This window comes from Cellulomonas sp. P5_C5, from assembly GCF_054049655.1.
The window spans coordinates 208,993-230,323 of record NZ_JBFULY010000004.1 but is presented as its reverse complement, the minus strand read 5'-3'; the positions used below and the strand labels follow the sequence as shown (position 1 = coordinate 230,323).

Below are 21,331 nucleotides of genomic sequence, written 5' to 3'. Positions count from 1 at the left end.
CCGCATGACCCCCGACGCCGTCGCCGGCACCCGCGAGCCGTTCGACCCGACCGACGTCACGTGGACGCCGGTGTCGAGCCGGCTCGTCGCGGCACGCCTGACGGTCACGGCGATCGTGCTCGGGCCGATCCTGGCGCTGCTCGTGCTCCTGGCGGTGCTCGTCGGCGCGGCCTGGCTCTGGGCGTTCCCGGCGGTGGTGGTGCTGCTGGTCGGGTGGATCCTCTGGCTGGTGCCGCGGCAGGTGCGGGCGCTGGCATACGCGGAGCGTGCCGACGACCTGCTCGTGCGCCGCGGCATCATGTTCCGCTCGCTCGTCGTGGTCCCGTACGGCCGGATGCAGTACGTGGACGTCAACGCGGGACCGATCGCACGCAAGTTCGGGATCGCGTCGGTCCAGCTGCACACCGCCTCGGCCGCCACGAGCGCGTCGATCGAGGGCCTCCCGCCGCACGAGGCCGCGCGCCTGCGCGACCGGATGGCCTCCCGCGGCGAGGCGCGGCTGGCGGGGCTGTGACCGGCACGCCCAGCACGCCCGGCACATCCAGCGCGCCCAGTGCACCCGGCGCTCCCGACGTCGAGACCGCGAGCGACGAGGACGTCACCGGCTGGCGGCGGATGCACCCGGTCACCCCGGCGCTGAAGGGCTGGAAGGTCCTGGTCGCGGTGCTGGCCATCGGCTGGTTCCAGGTGGGCGAGAACATCGAGCAGGCGATCGACCTCCTGCACGGGCCGGCGTTCCTCGCGCTCATCGGCGGCATCCTGCTCATCGGCCTGATCGGCTTCGGGTACTCCGCGGTCGCGTGGCGGGTCACCCGGTTCGCGGTCACCGACGAGGCCGTGCACCTGCGCACCGGCATCCTGTTCCGGCAGCAGCGCCAGGCGCGGCTGGACCGCCTGCAGGCCGTCGACGTGGTGCAGCCGCTGCTCGCCCGGCTGGTCGGTCTGGCCGAGCTCAAGCTCGAGGTGGCCGGCGGCAGCGGGTCGGCGGTGTCGCTGGCGTTCCTGCGCGAGTCGGACGCCGAGGCCCTGCGCGCCGAGCTGCTCGCGCTCTCCGCGGGCCTCCAGCGGCCCGGAGCGGTGGCGGCGCCCGCACCCGTCGACGGGACCGCCGGGACCGTCGCGCCCGCCGTCCCCGTGCCGTTCGAGGTCGCCCCCGAGCGGCAGGTCTACGAGCTGCCGATGGGCCGGCTGGTGAGCGCGACCCTGCGGTCCGGGGTCGTGCCGATGATGCTGCTGCTCGTCGCGGGCGCGATCACGCTGGCCGTCGTGTCCCGGGACATCAGTGCGGCGTTCGTGCTCGTCGCGCCCCTGTTCGCCGGTGTCACGTTCGTGTGGAGCCGGATCAACCAGGGCGCCAACTTCCGTGCCGCGATCTCGCCCGACGGCATCCGGCTGCGGCACGGGCTCACCGAGTCGCGTGCGCAGACCGTGCCGCCGGGGCGGGTGCAGGCGATCCGGCTGCGGCAGGGCCCGCTGTGGCGTGGTCCGGACTGGTGGCGCGTCGAGATCAACGTCGCGGGCTACGGCCAGGGCGACCAGCAGCAGCGCGACACCGTGCTGCACCCCGTGGCGACCCGCGGTGAGGCCATGACCGCGCTCTGGCTGGTCCTGCCGGACCTCGGGGTGCAGGACCCGACGGCGCTCGTCGACGCGGCCCTGGCGGGGATGGACGACGACGGCGGGTTCACCGCAGCCCCGCGCCGGGCGCGCTGGGTGGACCCCGTGGGCTGGCGCCGGCACGGGGTGCGCGTCACCGAACGGGCGCTGGTGACCCGGTCGGGCCGGATCTGGCGCAGCGTCGACGTCGTGCCGCACGAGCGCACGCAGTCGCTCGGGCTCGAGCAGGGCCCGGTCCAGCGTCGGCTCGGTCTGGCGTCCTTCGTCCTGCACTCCACCCCCGGGCCCGTCGCCCCGCGCGTGAACCACCTCGATGCGGGGGTCGCCGCGGCGCTGCTCGACGAGCAGGCCGAGCGGGCCCGGACCGCACGGGCGACCGCGACGCCGGAGCAGTGGATGCGTGCGGTGGGGGCCCCGACCCCGGCGGCCCCGTCCCCGGAGCCGACGACGACCCCCCCGCGGGACCTCCCGCCTGCGGATCAGGCGACGACCGTGGAGCCGGTGACGGCCGCGGTGCCCACGACGACCACGGTGCCCACGACGACCACGGAGCCGACGACGACCGCGGAGCCGGTGGCGCCGGAGTGGCCGACGGAACGGCCCGAGCACCGGGTGCCGCCGACTGCCGGAGCGGACGCGTGACCCCACCGGACCCGGCGACCCGCCCGGGCCGGCTGGGCGTGGGCGTCGTCGGCTCGGGCCGGGTCGGCGCGGTGCTCGGCAGCGCGCTGCGGGGTGCGGGCCACCCGGTGGTGGCGGTGTCGGCGATCTCGGAGGCGTCCCGCGAGCGCGCGGCGACGCTGCTGCCGGGCGTGCCGGTGCTGGACATCCCGGAGGTGGTCCGCCGCTCCGAGCTGGTGCTCCTCACGGTTCCTGACGACGCGCTCGCGGACCTGGTGCGCGGTCTGGCCGACCTCGGTGCGTGGCAGGTGGGCCAGATCGTCGTGCACACGTCGGGCCGGTTCGGGGTCGACGTGCTGGCGCCGGCGCGTGCCGCGGGGGTCATCCCGCTGGCGCTGCACCCCGCGATGACGTTCACGGGCACGTCGCTGGACCTGGCCCGGCTGGTCGGCTGCTCGTTCGCGGTCACGGCCCCGTCGCCGGTGCTGCCCATCGGTCAGGCCCTCGTCGTGGAGATCGGTGGCGAGCCGGTGGTTCTGGCCGAGGAGGCGCGCGGGCTGTACCACGCGGCCCTCGCGCACGGCGCGAACCACCTGGTCGTCCTGGTCGCGCAGGCGGCGCAGGCGCTGGCCGCGGCGGGGGTCGGCGACCCCGGCCGGATGCTGGGCCCGCTGCTGGAKGCAGCGCTGGACGGTGCGCTGCGCGCCGAGTCGGCCGGCGGGTCCGGGGCGATCGCCGCCCTGACCGGTCCGGTGCGCCGCGGTGACGCGGGGACCGTCCGGGAGCACGGTGTGGCGCTCACCACGTTCGCGGCATCCACGKGGGCGGTGGACGTCGTCGCGGGATACCGTGCCCTGGCGCGCTCGGCGACCGGGCGGGCGCTGGCGGCGGGCCTGATCTCGTCGGCCGCCGCGCAGGAGCTTCTGGACGGCATCAACGAGGATGCCGGTGCGTTGCAGGTGGAGGACGGGCCGGACCCGCAGGAGGACGAATGACCACGCAGACCCACACGCCGACGCTCGTGCACACGCGCGAGGCGCTGGCGGCGGCGCTCGCCGTGCAGGACGTGCAGGCGGTGCCGCGCACCGAGGGGTTCGCGGGGACCGCGCACTCCGCACGTCCGCACCGGCGGGCGGTCGTGATGACGATGGGTGCGCTGCACGCCGGACACCTCTCGCTGGTCGCGCGGGCGCGGGAGCTGGCGGACGCCGTCGTCGTGACGATCTTCGTCAACCCGCTGCAGTTCGCGCCCACCGAGGACCTCGCCCGGTACCCGCGTGACCTGCAGCGCGACCTCGCGCTGCTGTCCGGTCCGGGCCTGCTGGGTCCCGACGACATCGTCTTCGCGCCCGGTCCCGAGGTCGTGTACCCCGACGGCGACCCGATCGTGCGGGTCAGCGCGGGGGACATCGGGGACGTGCTGGAAGGGGTCAGCCGGCCGGGCCACCTGGACGGCGTCCTCACGGTCGTGCTCAAGCTCCTGCACCTGACGCGTCCCGGGGTCGCGCTGTTCGGCGCCAAGGACGCGCAGCAGCTCGCCGCGGTGCGCCGGATGGTCCGCGACCTCGACGTGCCCGTCACCGTCGAGGCCGCGCCGATCATCCGCGACGACGACGGGATCGCCCTGTCCAGCCGCAACGCCTACCTGAGCGCCGACGAGCGTCGCCGGGCCCTCGGGCTCTCCCGGGCCTTGCGAGCCCGGGGCGGTGCGGACCAGATCCGCGCGGACGCACGTGCCGCGCTCGCGGGGACCGACGTTGACTACGTGGGGCTGGTGGACCCGGTGACGTTCGCGGAGGTGCCGGCGGAGTTCGTCGGCGAGGCGCTGCTGCTGGTCGCGGMGACCGTCGGGACGACGCGGCTCATCGACAACGCACTGGTGGAGGTGGGCGCGTGACGTCGTTGGTGCGCACGATGATGACCGGCAAGATCCATCGCGCCACCGTGACGCAGGCGGACCTGCACTACGTCGGGTCGATCACGGTCGACGCGGAGCTGCTCACCGCGGCGGACGTCCTGCCCGGCCAGCAGGTGGACGTCGTCGACGTCACCAACGGCGCCCGGCTGACCACCTACGCCATCGCGGGGGAGCCGGGGTCGGGGCAGGTCTGCATCAACGGCGCCGCCGCGCACCTGGTGCACCCGGGGGACGTCGTCATCCTCATCGCGTACGGCCAGCTGTCCGACGCGGAGTCCCGCACGTACGAGCCGCACGTCGTCCTGGTCGACGGGGACAACCGGATCGTGTCCGTGGGGGATGATCCCGGCCAGGTGCCCGACGGGTGGTCAGGGCTGCAGTCGAGCGGGATCCCGTTCGCCGCAGGCCGGACGACGTGACCCGGCTCGCGACGCGACTGGCGGCCCCGGAACCGGGCTGGACGGTCGAGGCCGACGCGGTCGTCGTCGGCTCCGGCATCGCGGGCCTGACCGCGGCGCTCGAGCTGCGCACCCGCGTGCCCCGCGTCCTGCTGGTCACCAAGGACATCCTCGCGTCGGGGTCGACCGTCTGGGCGCAGGGCGGCATCGCGGCGGCGCTGGACCCGTCGGACTCGCCCGCCGCGCACCTGCAGGACACGCTGGTCGCGGGCGCGGGCCTGTGCGACCCGCGCGCGGTCGAGGTGCTGGTCACCGAGGGCCCGCGGCGCGTCCGCGAGCTCGTCGCGCGGGGTGCGGTGTTCGACACGACCGCCGACGGCAGCATCTCGCTCACGCGTGAGGGCGGGCACCACGCGGACCGCATCGCGCACGCGGGCGGCGACGCGACGGGAGCGGAGATCTCCCGCGCGCTCGTCGCGCAGATCGAGGCGGTGCGCGACGACCCGGGCATCGAGGTCATCGAGCACGCGCTCGTCCTCGACGTGCTCACGGGTCCGCCAGGACCGGACGGGAAGCCCGGGCGCGCGTGCGGCGTGACGCTGCACGTGATCGGCGAGGGGCAGCGCGACGGCGTCGGCGCCGCCCTGGGCCGCGCGGTCGTGCTGGCCACGGGGGGCATCGGCCAGGTCTACCGGTCGTCGACCAACCCCGCGCAGGCGACCGGCGACGGGATCGCCGCGGCCCTGCGCGCCGGGGCGGTGCTGGGCGACGTCGAGTTCGTGCAGTTCCACCCGACGGTGCTCTGGCTGGGCTCGGGCGTGAAGGGGCAGCTCACCCTGGTGTCCGAGGCGGTGCGCGGCGAGGGTGCGCTGCTGCTGGACACGGACGGCGTGCGGTTCATGCCCGACGTCCATCCGATGGCCGAGCTGGCGCCGCGGGACGTCGTCGCGCACGCGATCGTCCGGCGGATGCAGGAGACGGGGTCCGACCACGTCTGGCTGGACGCCCGGCACCTCGGCGACGACTTCCTGCGCTCGCGCTTCCCGACGATCAACGAGCGTCTGCTCGAGCACGGCATCGACATGACCACCGACCTGGTCCCCGTCGCCCCCGCGCAGCACTACCACTCGGGCGGCGTCGTCACGGACCTCGTCGGCCGCACCAGCCTGCCGGGCCTGTATGCCGTCGGGGAGACCGCGTGCACGGGGGTGCACGGCGCCAACCGGCTCGCGTCGAACTCCCTGCTCGAAGGGCTGGTGTTCGCCACCCGCGCGGCCCGGCACATCGCCGCACAGGTGCAGCAGGGCGCGCTGCGTCCGCTCGAGCCCGTCGCGCGGCCCGGTGACGAGGCCCTGGTCGCGGCCGCATCGCGCGCCCGGGTCCAGCGGATCGCGTCCGACGGCCCCGGCCCGCTGCGTTCCGGCGACGGACTGCGCCGGGCGGTGGCGGCGCTCGCGGCCGTGCCCACGGACGCCCACCTGCGCACGGACGAGGGACGGCGGCTGGCCGCACCCCAGGTGGCCGAGTGGGAGACCACCAACGTGCACCAGGTGGCGACGGTGCTGACGGCGGCCGCGCTCGAGCGGGAGGAGAGCCGCGGCGGGCACGCGCGCAGCGACTTCCCCCGAACGGAGCAGTCGTGGCGGGTGCGGCTGGAGATGTCGCTGGACCCCAAGGGCACGCTCGTCTCGCGCCGCGCACCTCTGACCTGACGGCTGCGCGGACGGGTTAGCGTGACGGCGTGATCGAGCCTGGACTGGACCCCGCATGGATCGCGCGGATCGTGACGACCGCCCTCGACGAGGACCTCGGTCCGGCGCCGGGCCGGGACGTGACGACGCAGTCGACGATCTCGCCGCAGACGGTCGGCGCCGCGGACCTGGTGGCCCGGCAGGACGGGGTCGTCGCGGGCCTGGTGGTGATCCCGGAGGTCGTCGGCCAGGTCGCCGCGCGGCTCGGGCTGGCCGTCCCGTCCGTCGACCAGCGCGTCGCCGACGGCGCCCGGGTCGCCCGGGGCGACGTGCTCGCCGTGCTGACCGGGCACGTGCAGGTGCTCCTCGTCGCGGAGCGGACGCTGCTCAACCTCGCGTCGCGGGCGTCGGGCGTCGCCACGCACACGCGCCGCTGGGCGGACGCGCTGGAGGGGACGGGCGCGCTCGTCCTGGACACCCGCAAGACGACCCCGGGCCTGCGGGCGCTGGAGAAGTACGCGGTGCGCTGCGGGGGCGGGACCAACAAGCGCATGGGGCTGTACGACGTGGCGATGGTCAAGGACAACCACGTGGTCGCCGCGGGGTCGGTGGCGGCCGCGATCGACGCCGTGCGGACCCGGTTCCCCGACGTGACCATCCAGGTGGAGGCGGACACGCTCGACCAGGCGCTGGAGGCCATAGGCGCGGGGGCGCGCTTCCTGCTGCTCGACAACATGCCGACCCCGCTGCTCATCGAGGTCGTCGCGGCGGTCCGGGCGGMCGCCGACGGGGTCGAGCTCGAGGCCACCGGCAACCTCACGCTCGACCGTGCGCGGGAGGTCGCGTCCACCGGCGTCGACTACCTGTCGGTGGGCGGGCTCACGCACTCGTCGCCGATCCTCGACCTGGCGCTCGACCTGGAGCCGCTGCGGCCGGTGTGACGGATATGCCAGCGGGTGCACGAGACGTGCGCCGGTAAGATCGCCCGGTGAGCGAGACCCCCCAGAGCGCCCCTGCACCCGACGACGCCCCCGAGCAGATCCGGGTGCGGCGCGAGAAGCGGGACCGGCTGCTCGCGGCAGGCGTCGAGGCGTACCCCGTCGGGGTGCCACGCACCCACACGATCGCGCAGGTGCGCGCCGAGCACCCGGAGCTCGAGCCGGGGCAGGAGACGGACGACGAGGTCGGCGTGGCCGGCCGCGTGGTGTTCGTCCGGATCGGCGGCAAGCTCTGCTTCGCCACCCTCCAGGACGGCGAGGGCAACCGGCTGCAGGCCATGTTCAGCCTGGCGGCGGTCGGCGAGGAGCGGCTGGCCGCGTTCAAGACCGACGTCGACCTGGGCGACCACCTGTTCGTGCACGGTCGCGTGATCGCCTCCCGGCGCGGCGAGCTGTCGGTGTTCGTCGACGTGTGGCAGATCGCGGCCAAGTCGCTGCGTCCGCTGCCCAACCTGTACGAGGGCGTGGAGCTCTCCGAGGAGGCCCGCGTCCGGCAGCGCTACGTCGACCTCATCGTGCGGCCGAAGGCCCGGGAGACGGCTCGCCAGCGCCCGGCGCTCCTGCGGTCGCTGCGGGACAACTTCCACGGCCGCGACTTCATCGAGATCGAGACGCCGATGCTGCAGACGCAGCCCGGCGGTGCCGCGGCGCGACCGTTCGTCACGCACATGAACGCGTTCGACCTCGACCTGTACCTGCGGATCGCGCCCGAGCTGTTCCTCAAGCGCGCGCTGGTCGGCGGAATCGAGCGGGTCTTCGAGATCAACCGCAACTTCCGCAACGAGGGTGCCGACTCCACGCACTCGCCGGAGTTCGCGATGCTCGAGGCGTACGAGTCGTACGGCGACTACGACACGATGGCGGCGCTGACGAAGGACCTGGTGCAGACGGCGGCCCAGGACGTGCTCGGCACCTCCGTCGTCGTGATGCCCGACGGCGAGGAGTACGACCTCGGCGGCGAGTGGGCCCAGGTGAGCATGTACGGGTCCTTGTCGGACTCGCTCGGTGAGCTCATCACCCCGCAGACGTCCCGCGACGTCCTGTCGGCGTACGCGGACAAGCTCGGCGTCGAGACCGACCCGAAGGGCGTGAGCCACGGCAAGCTGGTCGAGCTGCTCTGGGAGCACCAGGTGGGTGACCATCTGTTTGCGCCCACATTCGTGCGTGATTTCCCGGTGGAGACCAGCCCGCTCGTGCGCGATCACCGCAGCATCTCGGGCGTCGTCGAGAAGTGGGACCTCTATGTGCGCGGCTTCGAGCTTGCGACGGGCTATTCCGAGCTCGTCGACCCGGTGATCCAGCGCCAGCGCTTCGAGGCTCAGGCGTTGCTGGCAGCGGCGGGCGACGACGAGGCGATGCGCGTAGATGAGGACTTTCTCATGGCAGTGGAGTACGCGTTGCCGCCCGCGGGTGGGATCGGGCTCGGGATCGACCGGTTGCTCATGGCACTGACCGGTCTGGGCATCCGAGAGACGATCCTGTTTCCCCTCGTGAAGCCGCTGGGCTCATGAACCCCCTGTTCACGGCCCTCGCCGCCCTTCTGCCGTCCATCGGCGTCGGATTGCTGTTCTGGTTCGCCATCCGTGCGCTCATCAATGCCGACCGCACCGAACGCCAGGCATTGGCCAGAATGGATCTTGCCGAGCGTGAGGCGGAACTGGCCGCAAATAAAGATCAATCCGGCCCGTCCGTTTGACGCCTTAATGCACCGATGCGATAGTGAACGCGACAAGCATTCCCCCCGCATCTGCATGATGGAGAACACAATGGCGCAGAAGGTTCAGGTCCTGCTGGTCGACGACATCGACGGCGGAACTGCGGACGAGACCGTGACGTTCGGGCTCGACGGCGTCACCTATGAGATCGACCTCACCTCCGGTCACGCGAACGAGCTCCGTGACGCATTTGCCCAGTGGGTCGGTCACGCACGCAAGGTCGGCGGCCGCACGGCCGCGAAGTCGACGGCGGCCCGCGGGCGGCGCTCGTCGTCCAGCGACGCCCAGGCGATCCGTGAGTGGGCCAAGGAGCACGGGCACCACGTGTCCGAGCGCGGCCGCATCTCCGCGGAGGTCAAGGCCGCGTACGACGCGTCGCACTGACACACCGCACGAACGACGAGAGCCCGGCCCCGGGGGGGATGCCGGGCTCTCGTCGTGTTCCTGCTCGCGCTGCTCAGGCGGGTCGTACACCCGTGAGCTCGCGCACCGCCGCGTACTGCTCGCGGACCTGGGCGACCGGCGCGCCGCGGAACACCGTCGCCTCGGAGGCCGAGCTCCACGACGGGGGCGTCGCCGATCCGGAGAGGACCCACGCGGCCTGGCGGGCGGCTCCGTCGGCCACGTACTCGCCGGGGGTCGGGACGCAGACGTCGAGCCCGAGCACCGACGGCGCGATGGCCCGCACGGCCGCGGACTGCGCGCCGCCGCCGATGAGGAACAGCCGCTCGACCGCGACGCCCTGGGCCCGGAGCGCGTCGATCCCGTCGGCGAGCGCGCACAGCATGCCCTCGACCGCGGCGCGCGCCACGTGCGCCGGCGTCGTGTTGCCCAGGCGCAGGCCGTGCAGCGCACCGGTCGCGTCGGGCTTGTTCGGGGTCCGCTCGCCCTCCAGGTAGGGCACGAGGACGAGCCCGTCGGCGCCCGCGGGAGCGGACAGGGCCAGGGCGGACAGGCCGGCGTGGTCGACGCCGAGCATCCGGGCGGCGGCGTCGAGCACGCGGGAGGCGTTCAGCGTGCAGGCGAGCGGGAGGAAGCCGCCGGCCGCGTCGGCGAACCCGGTGACCAGGCCGGAGCCGTCGGCCGTCGCCGCCGACGCGATGGCCGAGACGACCCCCGAGGTGCCGATCGACACCGCGACGTCTCCGGGCAGCAGACCCAGGGCCAGGGCCGCGGCGGCGTTGTCGCCGGCACCGGGTCCGAGGACGGCGCCGCCCGTGGTCCGGGGGCCGGCCGCCGACGGGCCGAGCACGCGGGGGACGAGCGCGTCGTGCCCCAGGGCCAGCTCGAGCAGGTCGTGCCGGTAGTCCTCCGTGGCGGGTGACCAGTAGCCGGTGCCGGAGGCGTCCGAGCGGTCGGTGACGAGCGCGTCGAGGCCCGGAGCCCCGGCGAGGCGCCAGGTGAGCCAGTCGTGGGGGAGGGCGACGGCGGCGACGCGTGCGGCGTTCTCCGGCTCGGCGTCCCGCAGCCAGCGCAGCTTGGTGACGGTCAGGGACGCGACGGGCACGGAGCCCACCGCGTMGGCCCACGCCTGCGGTCCGCCCAGCTCCTCGATGAGCTGCAGCGCGGCCGGTGCCGAGCGGGTGTCGTTCCACAGGAGCGCGTCGCGGACCACCTCGCCCCGTGCGTCGAGCGCGACCATGCCGTGCTGCTGCCCGCCGACCGAGACCGCGTCGACGTCGTCGAGACCGCCCGCGCGGACGATCGCGGACTGCAGGGCGTCCCACCAGTACCAGGGCGCCACCTCGGTGCCGTCGGGGTGCGACGCGCGACCGGAGCGCACGAGGGCCCCGGTGTCGGCGTCGCGCACGACGACCTTGCAGGACTGCGTCGACGAGTCGATGCCGGCGACGAGAGCCATGGTCTACCTCCAGGTGAACCCGTAACGTCCGAGGAAGTGTGCGCCAGGACGCTCACTTCCTCGGACGCAATGAGTGAGTGATGTGCAACGTCCGAGCAAGTGCGCGCCAGGACGCTCACTTCCTCGGACGTTGCGGGGGCAGTGACGGTCAGCGGGCGCCGAGGGCGTGCTCGAGGGCCAGCTGGTTGAGGCGGACGAAGCCGAAGCCGCGCTCGGCCACGGCGTCGACGTCGAGGTCCTCGTAGGCGGAGCGGTCGGCCAGCAGGTCGGCCAGGGTCTCGCCGGCGGCCAGCGTCGGCTGCGCGAGCTCCAGCACGCCGGACTCCTCGAACGCCGCCTGGACCTCGGGGTCGGCGCGGAACGCCTGGGCGCGCTCCTTGAGCAGCAGGTACGTCGCCATGTTGGCCGACGCGGAGTCCCACACGCCCTGGAAGTCCTCGGTGCGCGACGGCTTGTAGTCGAAGTGGCGGGGGCCGTCGTACGTCGGGCCGCCCGACGGGAAGCCGTTCTCGAGCAGGTCGACCGTGGCGAACGCGGAGAACAGGTCGCCGTGGCCGAACACCAGGTCCTGGTCGTACTTGATGGACTTCTGGCCGTTGAGGTCGATGTGGAAGAGCTTGCCCGCCCACAGCGCGAGGGCGATGCCCTGCGTGTAGTTGAGGCCCGCCATCTGCTCGTGGCCGACCTCGGGGTTCAGGCCGACGATGTCCGAGTGCTCCAGGCGGTCGATGAGTGCGATCGCGTGACCGATCGTCGGCAGCAGGATGTCGCCGCGGGGCTCGTTGGGCTTGGGCTCGAGCGCGATGCGCAGGCCGTAGCCCCTCTCCTTGATGTACGCGGCGACGGTGTCGATGCCCTCGGCGTAGCGGTCGTGCGCGGCGTTGAGGTCCTTGGCGGAGTCGTACTCCGCACCCTCCCGGCCGCCCCACATGACGAACGTGTCCGCGCCGAGCTCGGCGGCGAGGTCGACGTTGCGGACCACCTTGCGCAGGCCGTAGCGACGCACTCGGCGGTCGTTCGACGTGAACGCCCCGTCCTTGAAGATCGGGTGGCTGAACGTGTTGGTGGTGACCATCTCGACGGTGATGCCGGTCTCGTCGAGCGCGCCCTTGAAGCGGGCGAGGATCTTGTCGCGCTCGGCGTCGTCGGAGCCGAACGGGACGACGTCGTCGTCGTGGAACGTCACGTGCGCGGCGCCCAGCTCGGCCAGCTTGTGGACCGACTCGACCGGGTCCAGCCACGGGCGCGAGGCCGAGCCGAACTGGTCCTGGGCGTTCCAGCCGACCGTCCAGAGGCCGAACGAGAACTTGTCTGCACGGGTGGGCTGCGCTGCCATCACGCGTCTCCTCATCGAGATGAATTTGAACTAGCGAGAGTTTAGTTTGCCGGATGAATTTATCCCGCGAAGCCGGTAGGGTCAAGCGCATGCCCCAGCCCGAGCCTCGCGACCCGTCGCGCGTGGCCCGGCAGGCCCAGATGCGCGACCAGAACCTCGGGGTCGCGCTGCGGGGGATCGTCGACGCCGCGCAGCCTCCCTCACGCGCCCAGCTCGCCGCGTCCGAGGGGCTGGCCCGGGCGACCGTCTCCGGGCTCGTCGACCACCTCATCGAGGCGCGCCTGGTGCGCGAGCTCGACCCGACGCAGACGCAGCGCGCGGGGCGTCCGGCCGTCCCGCTGGCCCCCGCGCAGGGGACCGTCGCGGGCGTCGGCATGGAGGTCAACGTCGACTACCTGGGCGTCCGCGCGATCGACCTCGCCGGGGACGTGCTGGCCGAGCACGTCGAGCTCGACGACCTGCGGGGGGCCGAGCCCGCCGCCGTCCTCGACCGCCTCGCCGCGCTCGTCGGCCCCGTGATCGACGGGCTGCACGGCACGGGCGTCCGCGTCGCCGGCACCGCCCTGGCCCTGCCGGGACTGGTCGACCGCGTCACCGGCCCGCTCCGGATCGCACCCAACCTCGGGTGGCGGGACGTCGACGTCGTGGGCGCCCTCTCGGCCTCGACCGGCTTCCCGCCGCGCGTCGCCAACGAGGCCAACCTCGCCGCCCGCGCAGAGGCCCATGCCCGCCGCGGGTCACCCAGCTTCGCGTACGTCTCCGGCGAGGTCGGCATCGGTGGCGCGATCGTCCTCGACGGCGAGATCTTCCCCGGCAGGCACGGCTGGAGCGGCGAGATCGGGCACATCGTCGTCGATGCCTTCCGGGGGCCGCGCGCCTCCGACGGGAGCCTCGAGGCGCTCGCCGGCCAGGACGCCATGCTCCGCGCCGCGGGCCTGCCGCCGACCGCTCGCCTCGACGCCCTGCTCGACGCGCTCCTTGCCGAGGACCCCCGGGCGACCACCGCCGTCGCGCAGGCCGCCCGAGCGCTCGGCGTCGCCCTCGCGAGCGTGGCCAACGTGGTCGACGTCGGCGAGGTGGTGCTCGGTGGCACCTTCGGCCAGCTCTTCGACCACGTGCACGACGAGGTCGCTGCCCGGCTCGACGAGCTGGTGATCTTCGCGCCGTGGTCGCCGCTGGAGGTCTCCTCGGCCCGCGCGGGTCGGTACCCGGCGATGACCGGCGGCGCCCTGGCCGCCCTGTCCACGGTCCTCACGGACCCGGCGGAGTGGCTCCGCACCCACGAACAACCCTGACGCCGCACAGGCGGCTGTTCGGACGCGTGGATGTCCTGGGGTGTGTGGCTTGACGTCCGCACATCCGAATGCGCGGACCTCTCGCGTTCGTGACGCAACGTCCGCACATGTGGTTGCTGGGACGCGCGGATGTGCGGACGCTGCGGGGAGCTGGGCGTGACGTCCGCACGCTCGGTCGCTAGAACGCGCGGATGTGCGGACGTTGCTGGGTGCGTGGCCTACGACCCCGTAGGACGTGGGACTCCCGCGGTCAGCCGGCGTTCCGGAGCATGAACTCCGTCTCGGTGTCGCGGCCCATGAACGGGTCCGGCGCGGCTTCGGTCTCCACGCTCGCGATGGTGTCCTCCAGCCGCACCGGCTCCGGGAGCACGGCGTACCGGGCTGTCGCAGGGGAGTTCTGCTCGGTCATCGTCGCCACCTCGCTGGAGCCGCACGTGCTGCCCCGACTGTAGGCCCCCACCCCCACGAACGTCCGAGGATCTGGTCGCCGGAGCGCTCACTTCCTCGGACGTTCGTGGAGGGGGTGGGGTGTGGACGTTCGCGGGCCGTGGTCGGGTGCGCGCCGTAGGCTCCGGGATCGTGAGCGCGCAGCAGACACCCCTGTGGATCGGTACCTACCCCGTCGCCGGTGCGGGGACGCCCGTCGGGCTCGGGGAGGGGATCTGGCGGGTCGACCTCGACCCCGAGACGGGTGCGCTGAGCAACGCGCGGCAGGTCGTCGAGACGCCGTCGCCGAGCTTCCTCGCGCTGCGCGGCACGGTCCTGTACGCGGTCAACGAGCAGACGGACGGCACGGTCAGCGTGTTCGACGTGGTCGGCGACACGCTGGTCCACCGGGACACGGTGCCGTCGGGCGGCGCGGATCCCTGCCACCTGGTGCTGGACGAGGACGGTGGCACGCTGCTCGTCGCCAACTACTCCTCGGGCACGCTCGGCGTGCTGCCGCTGGACGAGGACGGCGGGTTCGCGACGCACGGGCCCGCGCAGGTGCTCGGGCACGTGGGGTCGGGTCCCGACGAGGACCGGCAGGAGTCGCCGCACGCGCACTTCGTCGCCCTCGACCCGAGCGGCGCGTTCGTCCTGGTGGTCGACCTGGGCACCGACGAGATCCGTCGCTACCGCCGCGAGGACGGGCGGCTGGTCGAGGACGGGATCGCCGCGGCGCTCCCGGCCGGCAAGGGTCCGCGGCACGTGACGTTCAGCGACGACGGACGCTTCGCGTACGTGGTCGGCGAGCTCGACGTCACGGTCCGGGTACTGGCGTGGGAGGCGGGCGTCGGGACGCTGGTGCAGACGCTGCCCGCGACGACGGTGCCCGCGGCGGAGCGTCGGCTGCCCTCGCACATCGTCCGGGACGGCGACCGGCTGCTGGTCGGCGTGCGGTCGTCGGACGTGCTCGCGCGGTTCGCGATCCGCGCGGACGGTCTGCTCGAGCCGGTCGCCGACGACGCGCTGCCCGGGGCGTGGCCGCGGCACCTCGAGGTGGTCGACGGGTGGACGGTCGTCGCGGAGCAGGTGTCCAGCGGGCTGGCGGTCCTCGATGCCGACGGCACCGTCGTCAGCACGCTCGCGCTCCCGTCGCCGACCTGCGTGCTGCCGGCCTGACGGCACGGTGGTCAGCGCGGCCGCGCTCCCGGACTGCACCGGTGCGGGTCGCGAACCGGCGGACGGGCGGCGGTCGCGAACCGGCGCGCGCCAGGCGCGAGTATCTGTTCGCGGGGCGTGCGCAGCCGGTGGCAGCATCGCCGACGTGAGCGACGACGACCTCGTGCGCAGCGTCGCCCGTCGGCACGGGATGGCGCCGCGGTCGGTCACGCGCCTCGGCGGTGTGGTGAACCGCGTCTACCGGGTGTCAGGACCGGAGGCGGACTGGGTGGTGCGGCTGCCCGTCGACCTGCGGGACGACGTGTTCGGTGTCGAGGCGTGGGCGATGGCCGCGGCGGAGGGCGTGGGCATCGCGACGCCGGAGCTCGTCGCGACGGGGACCGTCGACGKGGTGCCGTACATGGTGGCGGGATATGTGCCGCCGGCGGACGACGAGGTCGACGTCCCGTGGACGTGGTTGGGCACGTGCGCGCGGCGCGTGGCCGGATCGGTCTGGCCGGTGCTCCGCCGGGGCTCTACTCGCGGTTCGGGGCCGACCTGGGGGCGGCCTGGCGCGCGCACGTCGACTACAACCTGGCTGCGCTGGAGGACGACGACCTGGCCGGGCAGGCCTACCGCCCGCAGGACGCGGCGCTGATCCGGCACGCGATCGAGGCGCTCGGTGGGCGGTCGTTCTCGTTCGGGCTCGCGCACGGTGACCTGGCGCCGCGGAACGTCGTCGCGCGCGGCCGCGGCGTCGCACCGGTGCTGATCGACTGGGGAACGCCAAGACGGGCCCGGCACCGTGGACCGACGCGCAGCAGGTCTACCAGTGGGCCGTCTGCGACCGGACGATCTCGTGGGGCGAGTACGAGGAGTTCGCGCGCGGTGCGGGGGTGGCGGACGACGAGGTCACCATCGCGCGGATGACAGTCCTGCAGCTGGTCGACGTGACGCGGTGGGCGGTGGACCGTCGGCCCGATCTCGTCGAGCGCTACCTGCGGGAGTGCAGGGACGGGCTGACGCGCGTGCTGCCGCGTCTGGAATGCTCCGAAAAGCCCGTTACCGAATCGTGATCTTCTCGACTTACCGCCCAGTAAGTGCTTGTGATTGTCTGGCGAGAACCGCACGCGTCGGCGGTGCAACGAGGCACTGACCCGACCCGCGCGGACAGTGGCCGTGCAACGGGGCCCGGCCACGTCACCAGGGGAGTGACCGTGCGCCGTGCCGACCGTCTGAACGCCCTTCCCGCCGGCCTCGCCGCCCTGGCGCTGGTGGTCCCGCTGACGCTGGTCGGCCTCGCCGCACCCGCGGTCGCGGCGCCGGGCGACCTGGCGCGCACCGGGACGGCGACGGCCGACAGGAGCCAGTCCGACGGCGACGGGACGTTCCCGCCGGACGCGGCGATCGACGGCGACCCGGCCACGCGGTGGGCGAGCGGGAACGGTCCGGACGAGGACGTCGAGTTCACCGCCTGGCTCCAGGTCGACCTGGGCGCGGAGGCGTCCGTCGACCAAGTGGTCCTGGCCTGGGAGGCCGCGTTCGCCGCGGGCTACGAGCTCCAGGTGGCCACCGTGCCCGACGAGTGGACCACCGTGCACACCGAGGCGGCCGGCGACGGCGGCACGGACGACGTCACGTTCGCGGCCACCGACGCCCGGTACGTGCGGCTGCAGATGAACCAGCGGACCAGCTTCGACTGGGACCCCGCCCGCCCGCACTGGTACGGCTACTCGCTGTTCTCGTTCGAGGTCTACGGCACGGCGACGCAGTCGGCGGTCGCGTTCGCGGCGTCCGGCACGACGGTCCCCGCAGGTGACGACGCGACCGTCCCGCTGATCCTGGCGACGGCGGCGGACGCCGACACCACGGTCCGCGTCCGCTCGACGGGCGGCACCGGCGTGGCCGGCACGGACTACACGGCCGTCGACGAGACGGTCACCTTCCCGGCGGGCACGACCGAGGCGACCGTCACGGTGCCGACGGTCGACCACGGTCCGCTCGGCCAGGTCCGCACGGTCGAGCTGACCCTCTCGGAGCCCTCCGACGGACTGGTGCTGGGCGGCCGCACGACGAGCACGGTCACCATCACCCCGCACGGCGACCTCCCGGACGTCGGCGGGGTCACGGTGCTCGACGACTACGAGTCCGGCGTGCCGGCCGGCTACACCACGTGGGGCATCAGCGCGCCGGTGACACCGGTGCTCAGCACGGAGCCGGTGGACCGTGGCGGCAGCGCGCTCGTCGCGACGGTCGGCGGGACCCCCGCGGCCGGCGACTGGTTCGGGTTCACGCACGACATCGCGGCCACCGACTGGTCGGCGCACGACGGCTTCACGTTCTGGTTCCTGGGCACCGGCGGCGGCGGGCTGCTCCGGTACGAGCTGAAGAGCGGCGGCCAGCTGTTCGAGCGCAGCATCACCGACGACGCGGCCGGCTGGCGCCAGGTCAACGTGGCGTTCTCGCAGCTGCGGCTCAAGGGGAACCCGGCCTCCGACGCGCGCTTCGACCCGTCGGCGAGCACCGGGTTCGCGGTCACGCTGACGGACCTGGGTGCGGGCGCGTGGACGTTCGACGACCTCGGCCTGTACGACCGGGTCAGCATGATCGAGGACGCGGAGGGTGAGGTGCCGATCGCAGCGCCCGGCTCCACGGTCGGCATCTTCACGTGGGGCTCGGTCGCGGACCTGGTGCGCCTCGGCGTCACGGAGCAGGAGCGCGACGGCCTCCCCGCGGGCAACCACGTGCTGTCCGGCGACTACCAGATCCCGTCGGGCGGCTGGGGCGGGTACAGCCAGAACCTCGCGGCCGGTCAGGACTGGAGCTCGTTCCGGGGCATCCGGCTGGCCTGGTACGCCTCGCAGCCGACGCGCCCGGCGTCCCCGACCGCCGGCGACGACATCAAGGTCGAGCTCAAGGACGGCGGCCCGGACGGCGAGCACTCCGAGGTCTGGGCGGCGACGTTCAAGGACAACTGGTCCAGCGACGGCAGCCGCTGGAAGATCGTCGACCTCCCGTTCTCGCAGTTCACGCTGAGCGGCTACCAGCCGGGCGACGCGGCGACGCGCAACGGGATCCTCGACCTGACGTCCGCGTGGGGGTACGCCGTCACGTTCGTGCCCGGCACGGCGACCCCCGTCTCCTGGGCGATCGACGACGTGCAGCTCTACGGCTCGGCGGTCCCGGCGCCGACGGCGACCGTCGGGACACCGGACGTCGTCCTCGTCGACCCGGGCGAGACCGCGCAGGTCCCGGTGACCCTGACGACGACGGACGGCCAGCCGCTGCCCGCGGACGTCACCGTCGAGTACGCGAACGGCACCGGCACCGCGGTCGCCGGCACCCACTACGACGCGTTCTCCGGCACGCTCACGTTCCCCGCGGGCACGGCGTCCGGCGCGACCCAGACGATCGACGTGGTCACGCACGCGACCGAGGCCGCCGACGACGCCCGCACGCTGACCATCGACCTCGACTCGACGGGCGCGGCCGTCGGCACCAGCCCGAAGGTCGTCCTCAACGCGGTCGGCGCGGCCTATCTCGACCCGACGAACGCCACCGACGAGCGGGTCGAGGACCTGCTGGGCCGGATGACGCTGGCGGAGAAGATCGGCCAGATGACCCAGGCCGAGCGCCTGGGCCTGCAGTCGCCCGCGCAGATCGCCGACCTCGGCCTCGGCTCGGTGCTCTCGGGCGGCGGCTCGGTCCCGTCGCAGAACACGGCCACCGGCTGGGCGGACATGATCGACGGCTTCCAGCGGCAGGCCCTGTCCACGCGGCTGCAGATCCCGCTCCTCTACGGCGTCGACGCCGTGCACGGCCACAACAACGTGGTCGGGGCGACGATCTTCCCCCACAACGAAGGGCTGGGCGCCGCGCGCGACGCCGACCTGGTCGAGGAGGTCCAGCGCACGACCGCGCAGGAGGTCCGCGCGACCGGTGTCCCGTGGGCGTTCTCCCCGTGCCTGTGCGTGACGCGCGACGAGCGCTGGGGCCGCTCGTACGAGTCGTTCGGTGAGGACCCGGCGCTGGTGACGGCGATGGCGGACGCCGCGATCGTGGGCCTGCAGGGCGCCGACCCGAGCGACCTGTCCGGCCCCGACAAGGTCCTCGCGACGGCCAAGCACTGGGTCGGCGACGGCGGCACCACCTACGACCCGGCGCTCGCGGGCTCGGGCTACCCGATCGACCAGGGCATCACGCGCGTCGGCAGCCTGGCCGAGCTGGAGCGCCTGCACGTCGACCCGTACGTGCCCGCGATCGAGGCGGGCGTCGGCTCCATCATGCCGTCGTACTCGGCGGTCTCGATCGACGGGGCGGACCCGGTCCGGATGCACGAGAACGGCGCCCTGAACACCGACCTGCTCAAGGGCGAGCTCGGCTTCGACGGATTCCTCATCAGCGACTGGGAGGGCATCGACAAGCTGCCCGGCGGCACGTACGCCGACAAGGCGGCGCGATCGGTGAACGCAGGCCTCGACATGGCGATGGCGCCGTACAACTTCGGTGCGTTCATCACGGCCATCACCGGGGCGGTCGACGACGGCGACGTCGCGCAGGAGCGGGTCGACGACGCCGTGCGGCGGATCCTGACGCAGAAGTTCGCGCTCGGGCTGTTCGACGCCCCGCTCGCGGACCGCTCGCAGGCGGCAGCCGTCGGCTCTCCGGAGCACCGCGCGGTGGCCCGCGAGGCGGCGGCGAGGTCGCAGGTGCTGCTGAAGAACGCCGACGGCCTGCTGCCGCTGGCCGCCGACACGAAGGTCTACGTCGCGGGCTCCAACGCCGACGACCTGGGCAACCAGGCGGGCGGCTGGACGATCTCGTGGCAGGGCGGCTCGGGCGACATCACGACCGGGACGTCGATCCTGGAAGGCATCCAGGCGGCGGACGCGTCCGTCACGTACTCCAAGGACGCGTCCGCGCCCGTCGGCGACGCGCAGGTCGGCGTCGTCGTGGTCGGCGAGACGCCGTACGCGGAGGGGCAGGGCGACGTCGGCAACAACGGGAGGTCGCTGAGCCTGAGCGCGGCGGACCGGACCGCGATCGACACCGTCTGCGGCGCGCTGCCGTGCGCGGTGCTCGTCGTGTCGGGCCGCCCGCAGCTGGTCACCGACCAGCTCGGCGCGATCGATGCGCTGGTGGCCTCGTGGCTGCCGGGCACCGAGGGTGCGGGCGTCGCCGACGTCCTGTTCGGCACGCAGCCCTCAACCGGCCGGCTGCCCGTCACCTGGCCCGCGAGCGCGGACCAGGTCCCCGTCAACGTCGGCGACGACACGTACGCGCCGCTGTTCCCGTACGGCTGGGGTCTGCGCACCGATGCGCAGCGCGACCGGCTGACGGCGCTCGTCGCCACCCTGCCCGACGGCGACGCGCAGGACGCCGTGCAGGCCGTGCTCGACGCGCCCGTCTGGGACGGTTCGGCGCTCGACCCGGCGCGCACCGGTCAGGCGGTCCGGCTCCTGGCCGCGGCGGCCGAGGAGCTGAACGGCACCGACCGGGACACGGCCGCCGCGGCCGGCGTCGTCGTCTCGCTCGTCCGGGACCTCGCGCAGGATGCCTCGGGGCCCGACGACGCCGCCACCACGGCTGACGCCGAGCACGCCCTGATGTCCGGCGACGCGTCCGGCGCCGTCGATCTCCTGGCCGACGTCCTCGGTGTCTCCACCGCACCCCCCGTCGCGTCGACCACCAGGCTCTCCCTCTCGTCGGCGATCGCGATCTTCGGCAAGCCGGTGACCGCCCGGGTCTCGGTGCAGGGCGGGTCGGGGTCGGTGCAGGTGCTCGTCGACGGCACGTCGGTGGCCACGGTGCCGCTGGCGGCGGACGGCACCGCGAAGGTCGCGCTGCCGGCCGACGTCGCCGTCGGCCGGCACACGGTCACCGCGGTGTACGGGGGCGCCCCGGCCGCCGACCCGCCGGTCCTCGGGTCGACGTCGTCGGCCGTCTCGCTGACGGTGACGAAGACGCTGCCGACCGTCCGCACCGACGGCACCGACTGGACGGTGCGGCGCACCGACCCCAAGGACGTGCACGTCCAGGTCACGGGCGTCGCGGGGGTCGTCCCCACCGGCACGGTCGACGTCTGGGTCAACGGCGCGCGCAAGGGGTCGGCCACCCTGGACGCCCGCGGCACGGCGGTCGTGGCGCTGCCCAAGGGCACCCGGACGTCGCTCGTCGTCGTCACCTATACGGGTGATCGCACCTACCTGCCGTGGATCGCACCGCCGCACCTGCTCGTCGTGCGCTGACTCCAACGGGTGACATGAGCCCGGAAACCTCCAGGACCTGCACGGACGT

Annotated in this window: 18 protein-coding genes; 15 read left to right on the top strand and 3 right to left on the bottom strand. The window is 73.7% G+C overall.

Annotated features, from left to right (window positions below):
• Positions 1 to 4: 4 nt before the first annotated feature.
• The 10 genes from ACXJKF_RS05820 (at position 5) to ACXJKF_RS05775 (ending at position 9,342) form a co-directional block, all read left to right on the top strand.
• Entirely contained in the window at positions 5 to 514 is a 510-nt protein-coding gene (locus ACXJKF_RS05820) for a PH domain-containing protein (protein ID WP_456786782.1), read from the top strand.
• Positions 511 to 2,259 (top strand): PH domain-containing protein, encoded by a 1,749-nt coding sequence (locus ACXJKF_RS05815; protein ID WP_456786781.1) that lies wholly within the window; start codon positions 511 to 513, stop codon positions 2,257 to 2,259. The genes ACXJKF_RS05820 and ACXJKF_RS05815 overlap by 4 nt, the downstream gene beginning before the upstream one ends.
• Positions 2,256 to 3,233, top strand: coding sequence for a Rossmann-like and DUF2520 domain-containing protein (locus tag ACXJKF_RS05810; protein WP_456786780.1), 978 nt, complete (start codon positions 2,256 to 2,258; stop codon positions 3,231 to 3,233). The genes ACXJKF_RS05815 and ACXJKF_RS05810 overlap by 4 nt, the downstream gene beginning before the upstream one ends.
• Complete coding sequence (panC, locus tag ACXJKF_RS05805; RefSeq protein WP_456786779.1) at positions 3,230 to 4,135, top strand: pantoate--beta-alanine ligase; 906 nt, start codon at positions 3,230 to 3,232, stop codon at positions 4,133 to 4,135. Before ACXJKF_RS05810 ends, panC begins: the two co-directional genes overlap by 4 nt.
• Positions 4,132 to 4,575 carry an aspartate 1-decarboxylase gene (panD, locus tag ACXJKF_RS05800; RefSeq protein WP_456786778.1) on the top strand — a complete coding sequence of 148 codons (444 nt, stop codon included), beginning with the start codon at positions 4,132 to 4,134 and terminating at the stop codon, positions 4,573 to 4,575. Before panC ends, panD begins: the two co-directional genes overlap by 4 nt.
• Positions 4,572 to 6,266 carry an L-aspartate oxidase gene (locus tag ACXJKF_RS05795; protein WP_456786777.1) on the top strand — a complete coding sequence of 565 codons (1,695 nt, stop codon included), beginning with the start codon at positions 4,572 to 4,574 and terminating at the stop codon, positions 6,264 to 6,266. Before panD ends, ACXJKF_RS05795 begins: the two co-directional genes overlap by 4 nt.
• 32 nt (positions 6,267 to 6,298) lie before the next feature.
• A complete protein-coding gene (gene nadC / locus ACXJKF_RS05790; RefSeq protein WP_456786833.1) occupies positions 6,299 to 7,186 on the top strand; it encodes a carboxylating nicotinate-nucleotide diphosphorylase in 888 nt (295 codons plus the stop codon).
• A 47-nt stretch (positions 7,187 to 7,233) separates the two neighbouring features.
• Complete coding sequence (gene lysS / locus ACXJKF_RS05785; protein ID WP_456786776.1) at positions 7,234 to 8,754, top strand: lysine--tRNA ligase; 1,521 nt, start codon at positions 7,234 to 7,236, stop codon at positions 8,752 to 8,754.
• Positions 8,751 to 8,939 carry a hypothetical protein gene (locus tag ACXJKF_RS05780; RefSeq protein ID WP_456786775.1) on the top strand — a complete coding sequence of 63 codons (189 nt, stop codon included), beginning with the start codon at positions 8,751 to 8,753 and terminating at the stop codon, positions 8,937 to 8,939. Before lysS ends, ACXJKF_RS05780 begins: the two co-directional genes overlap by 4 nt.
• A 70-nt stretch (positions 8,940 to 9,009) precedes the next feature.
• Positions 9,010 to 9,342: a histone-like nucleoid-structuring protein Lsr2 gene (locus ACXJKF_RS05775; protein WP_456786774.1), complete on the top strand. Its 333-nt coding sequence runs from the start codon at positions 9,010 to 9,012 to the stop codon at positions 9,340 to 9,342.
• A 73-nt stretch (positions 9,343 to 9,415) separates the two neighbouring features.
• On the opposite strand, the gene xylB is transcribed toward ACXJKF_RS05775, so the two are convergent.
• Entirely contained in the window at positions 9,416 to 10,819 is a 1,404-nt protein-coding gene (xylB, locus tag ACXJKF_RS05770) for a xylulokinase (protein WP_456786773.1), read from the bottom strand.
• A 148-nt stretch (positions 10,820 to 10,967) separates the two neighbouring features.
• Positions 10,968 to 12,155 (bottom strand): xylose isomerase, encoded by a 1,188-nt coding sequence (gene xylA / locus ACXJKF_RS05765; protein ID WP_456786772.1) that lies wholly within the window; start codon positions 12,153 to 12,155, stop codon positions 10,968 to 10,970.
• 89 nt (positions 12,156 to 12,244) lie between these two features.
• Between xylA and ACXJKF_RS05760 the strand changes: the two genes are divergently transcribed.
• Positions 12,245 to 13,450: an ROK family protein gene (locus ACXJKF_RS05760; RefSeq protein ID WP_456786771.1), complete on the top strand. Its 1,206-nt coding sequence runs from the start codon at positions 12,245 to 12,247 to the stop codon at positions 13,448 to 13,450.
• Positions 13,451 to 13,700: 250 nt separating this feature from the next.
• Here the strand turns inward: ACXJKF_RS05760 and ACXJKF_RS05755 are convergent, their stop codons facing one another.
• The gene (locus ACXJKF_RS05755; RefSeq protein WP_456786770.1) at positions 13,701 to 13,859 is read right to left on the bottom strand and encodes a heme biosynthesis protein HemY; all 159 of its coding nucleotides are present in this window, start codon (positions 13,857 to 13,859) and stop codon (positions 13,701 to 13,703) included.
• A 170-nt stretch (positions 13,860 to 14,029) separates the two neighbouring features.
• Here ACXJKF_RS05755 and ACXJKF_RS05750 point away from each other — a divergent pair, with 170 nt between their 5' ends.
• The 4 genes from ACXJKF_RS05750 (at position 14,030) to ACXJKF_RS05735 (ending at position 21,282) form a co-directional block, all read left to right on the top strand.
• Positions 14,030 to 15,055 carry a lactonase family protein gene (locus ACXJKF_RS05750; protein ID WP_456786769.1) on the top strand — a complete coding sequence of 342 codons (1,026 nt, stop codon included), beginning with the start codon at positions 14,030 to 14,032 and terminating at the stop codon, positions 15,053 to 15,055.
• A 145-nt stretch (positions 15,056 to 15,200) separates the two neighbouring features.
• The gene (locus ACXJKF_RS05745) at positions 15,201 to 15,692 is read left to right on the top strand and encodes a hypothetical protein (protein WP_456786768.1); all 492 of its coding nucleotides are present in this window, start codon (positions 15,201 to 15,203) and stop codon (positions 15,690 to 15,692) included.
• A 238-nt stretch (positions 15,693 to 15,930) separates the two neighbouring features.
• Positions 15,931 to 16,110: a hypothetical protein gene (locus tag ACXJKF_RS05740; RefSeq protein ID WP_456786767.1), complete on the top strand. Its 180-nt coding sequence runs from the start codon at positions 15,931 to 15,933 to the stop codon at positions 16,108 to 16,110.
• Positions 16,111 to 16,251: 141 nt separating this feature from the next.
• Positions 16,252 to 21,282, top strand: coding sequence for a glycoside hydrolase family 3 N-terminal domain-containing protein (locus ACXJKF_RS05735; protein ID WP_456786766.1), 5,031 nt, complete (start codon positions 16,252 to 16,254; stop codon positions 21,280 to 21,282).
• The last annotated feature ends 49 nt before the right edge of the window (positions 21,283 to 21,331 follow it).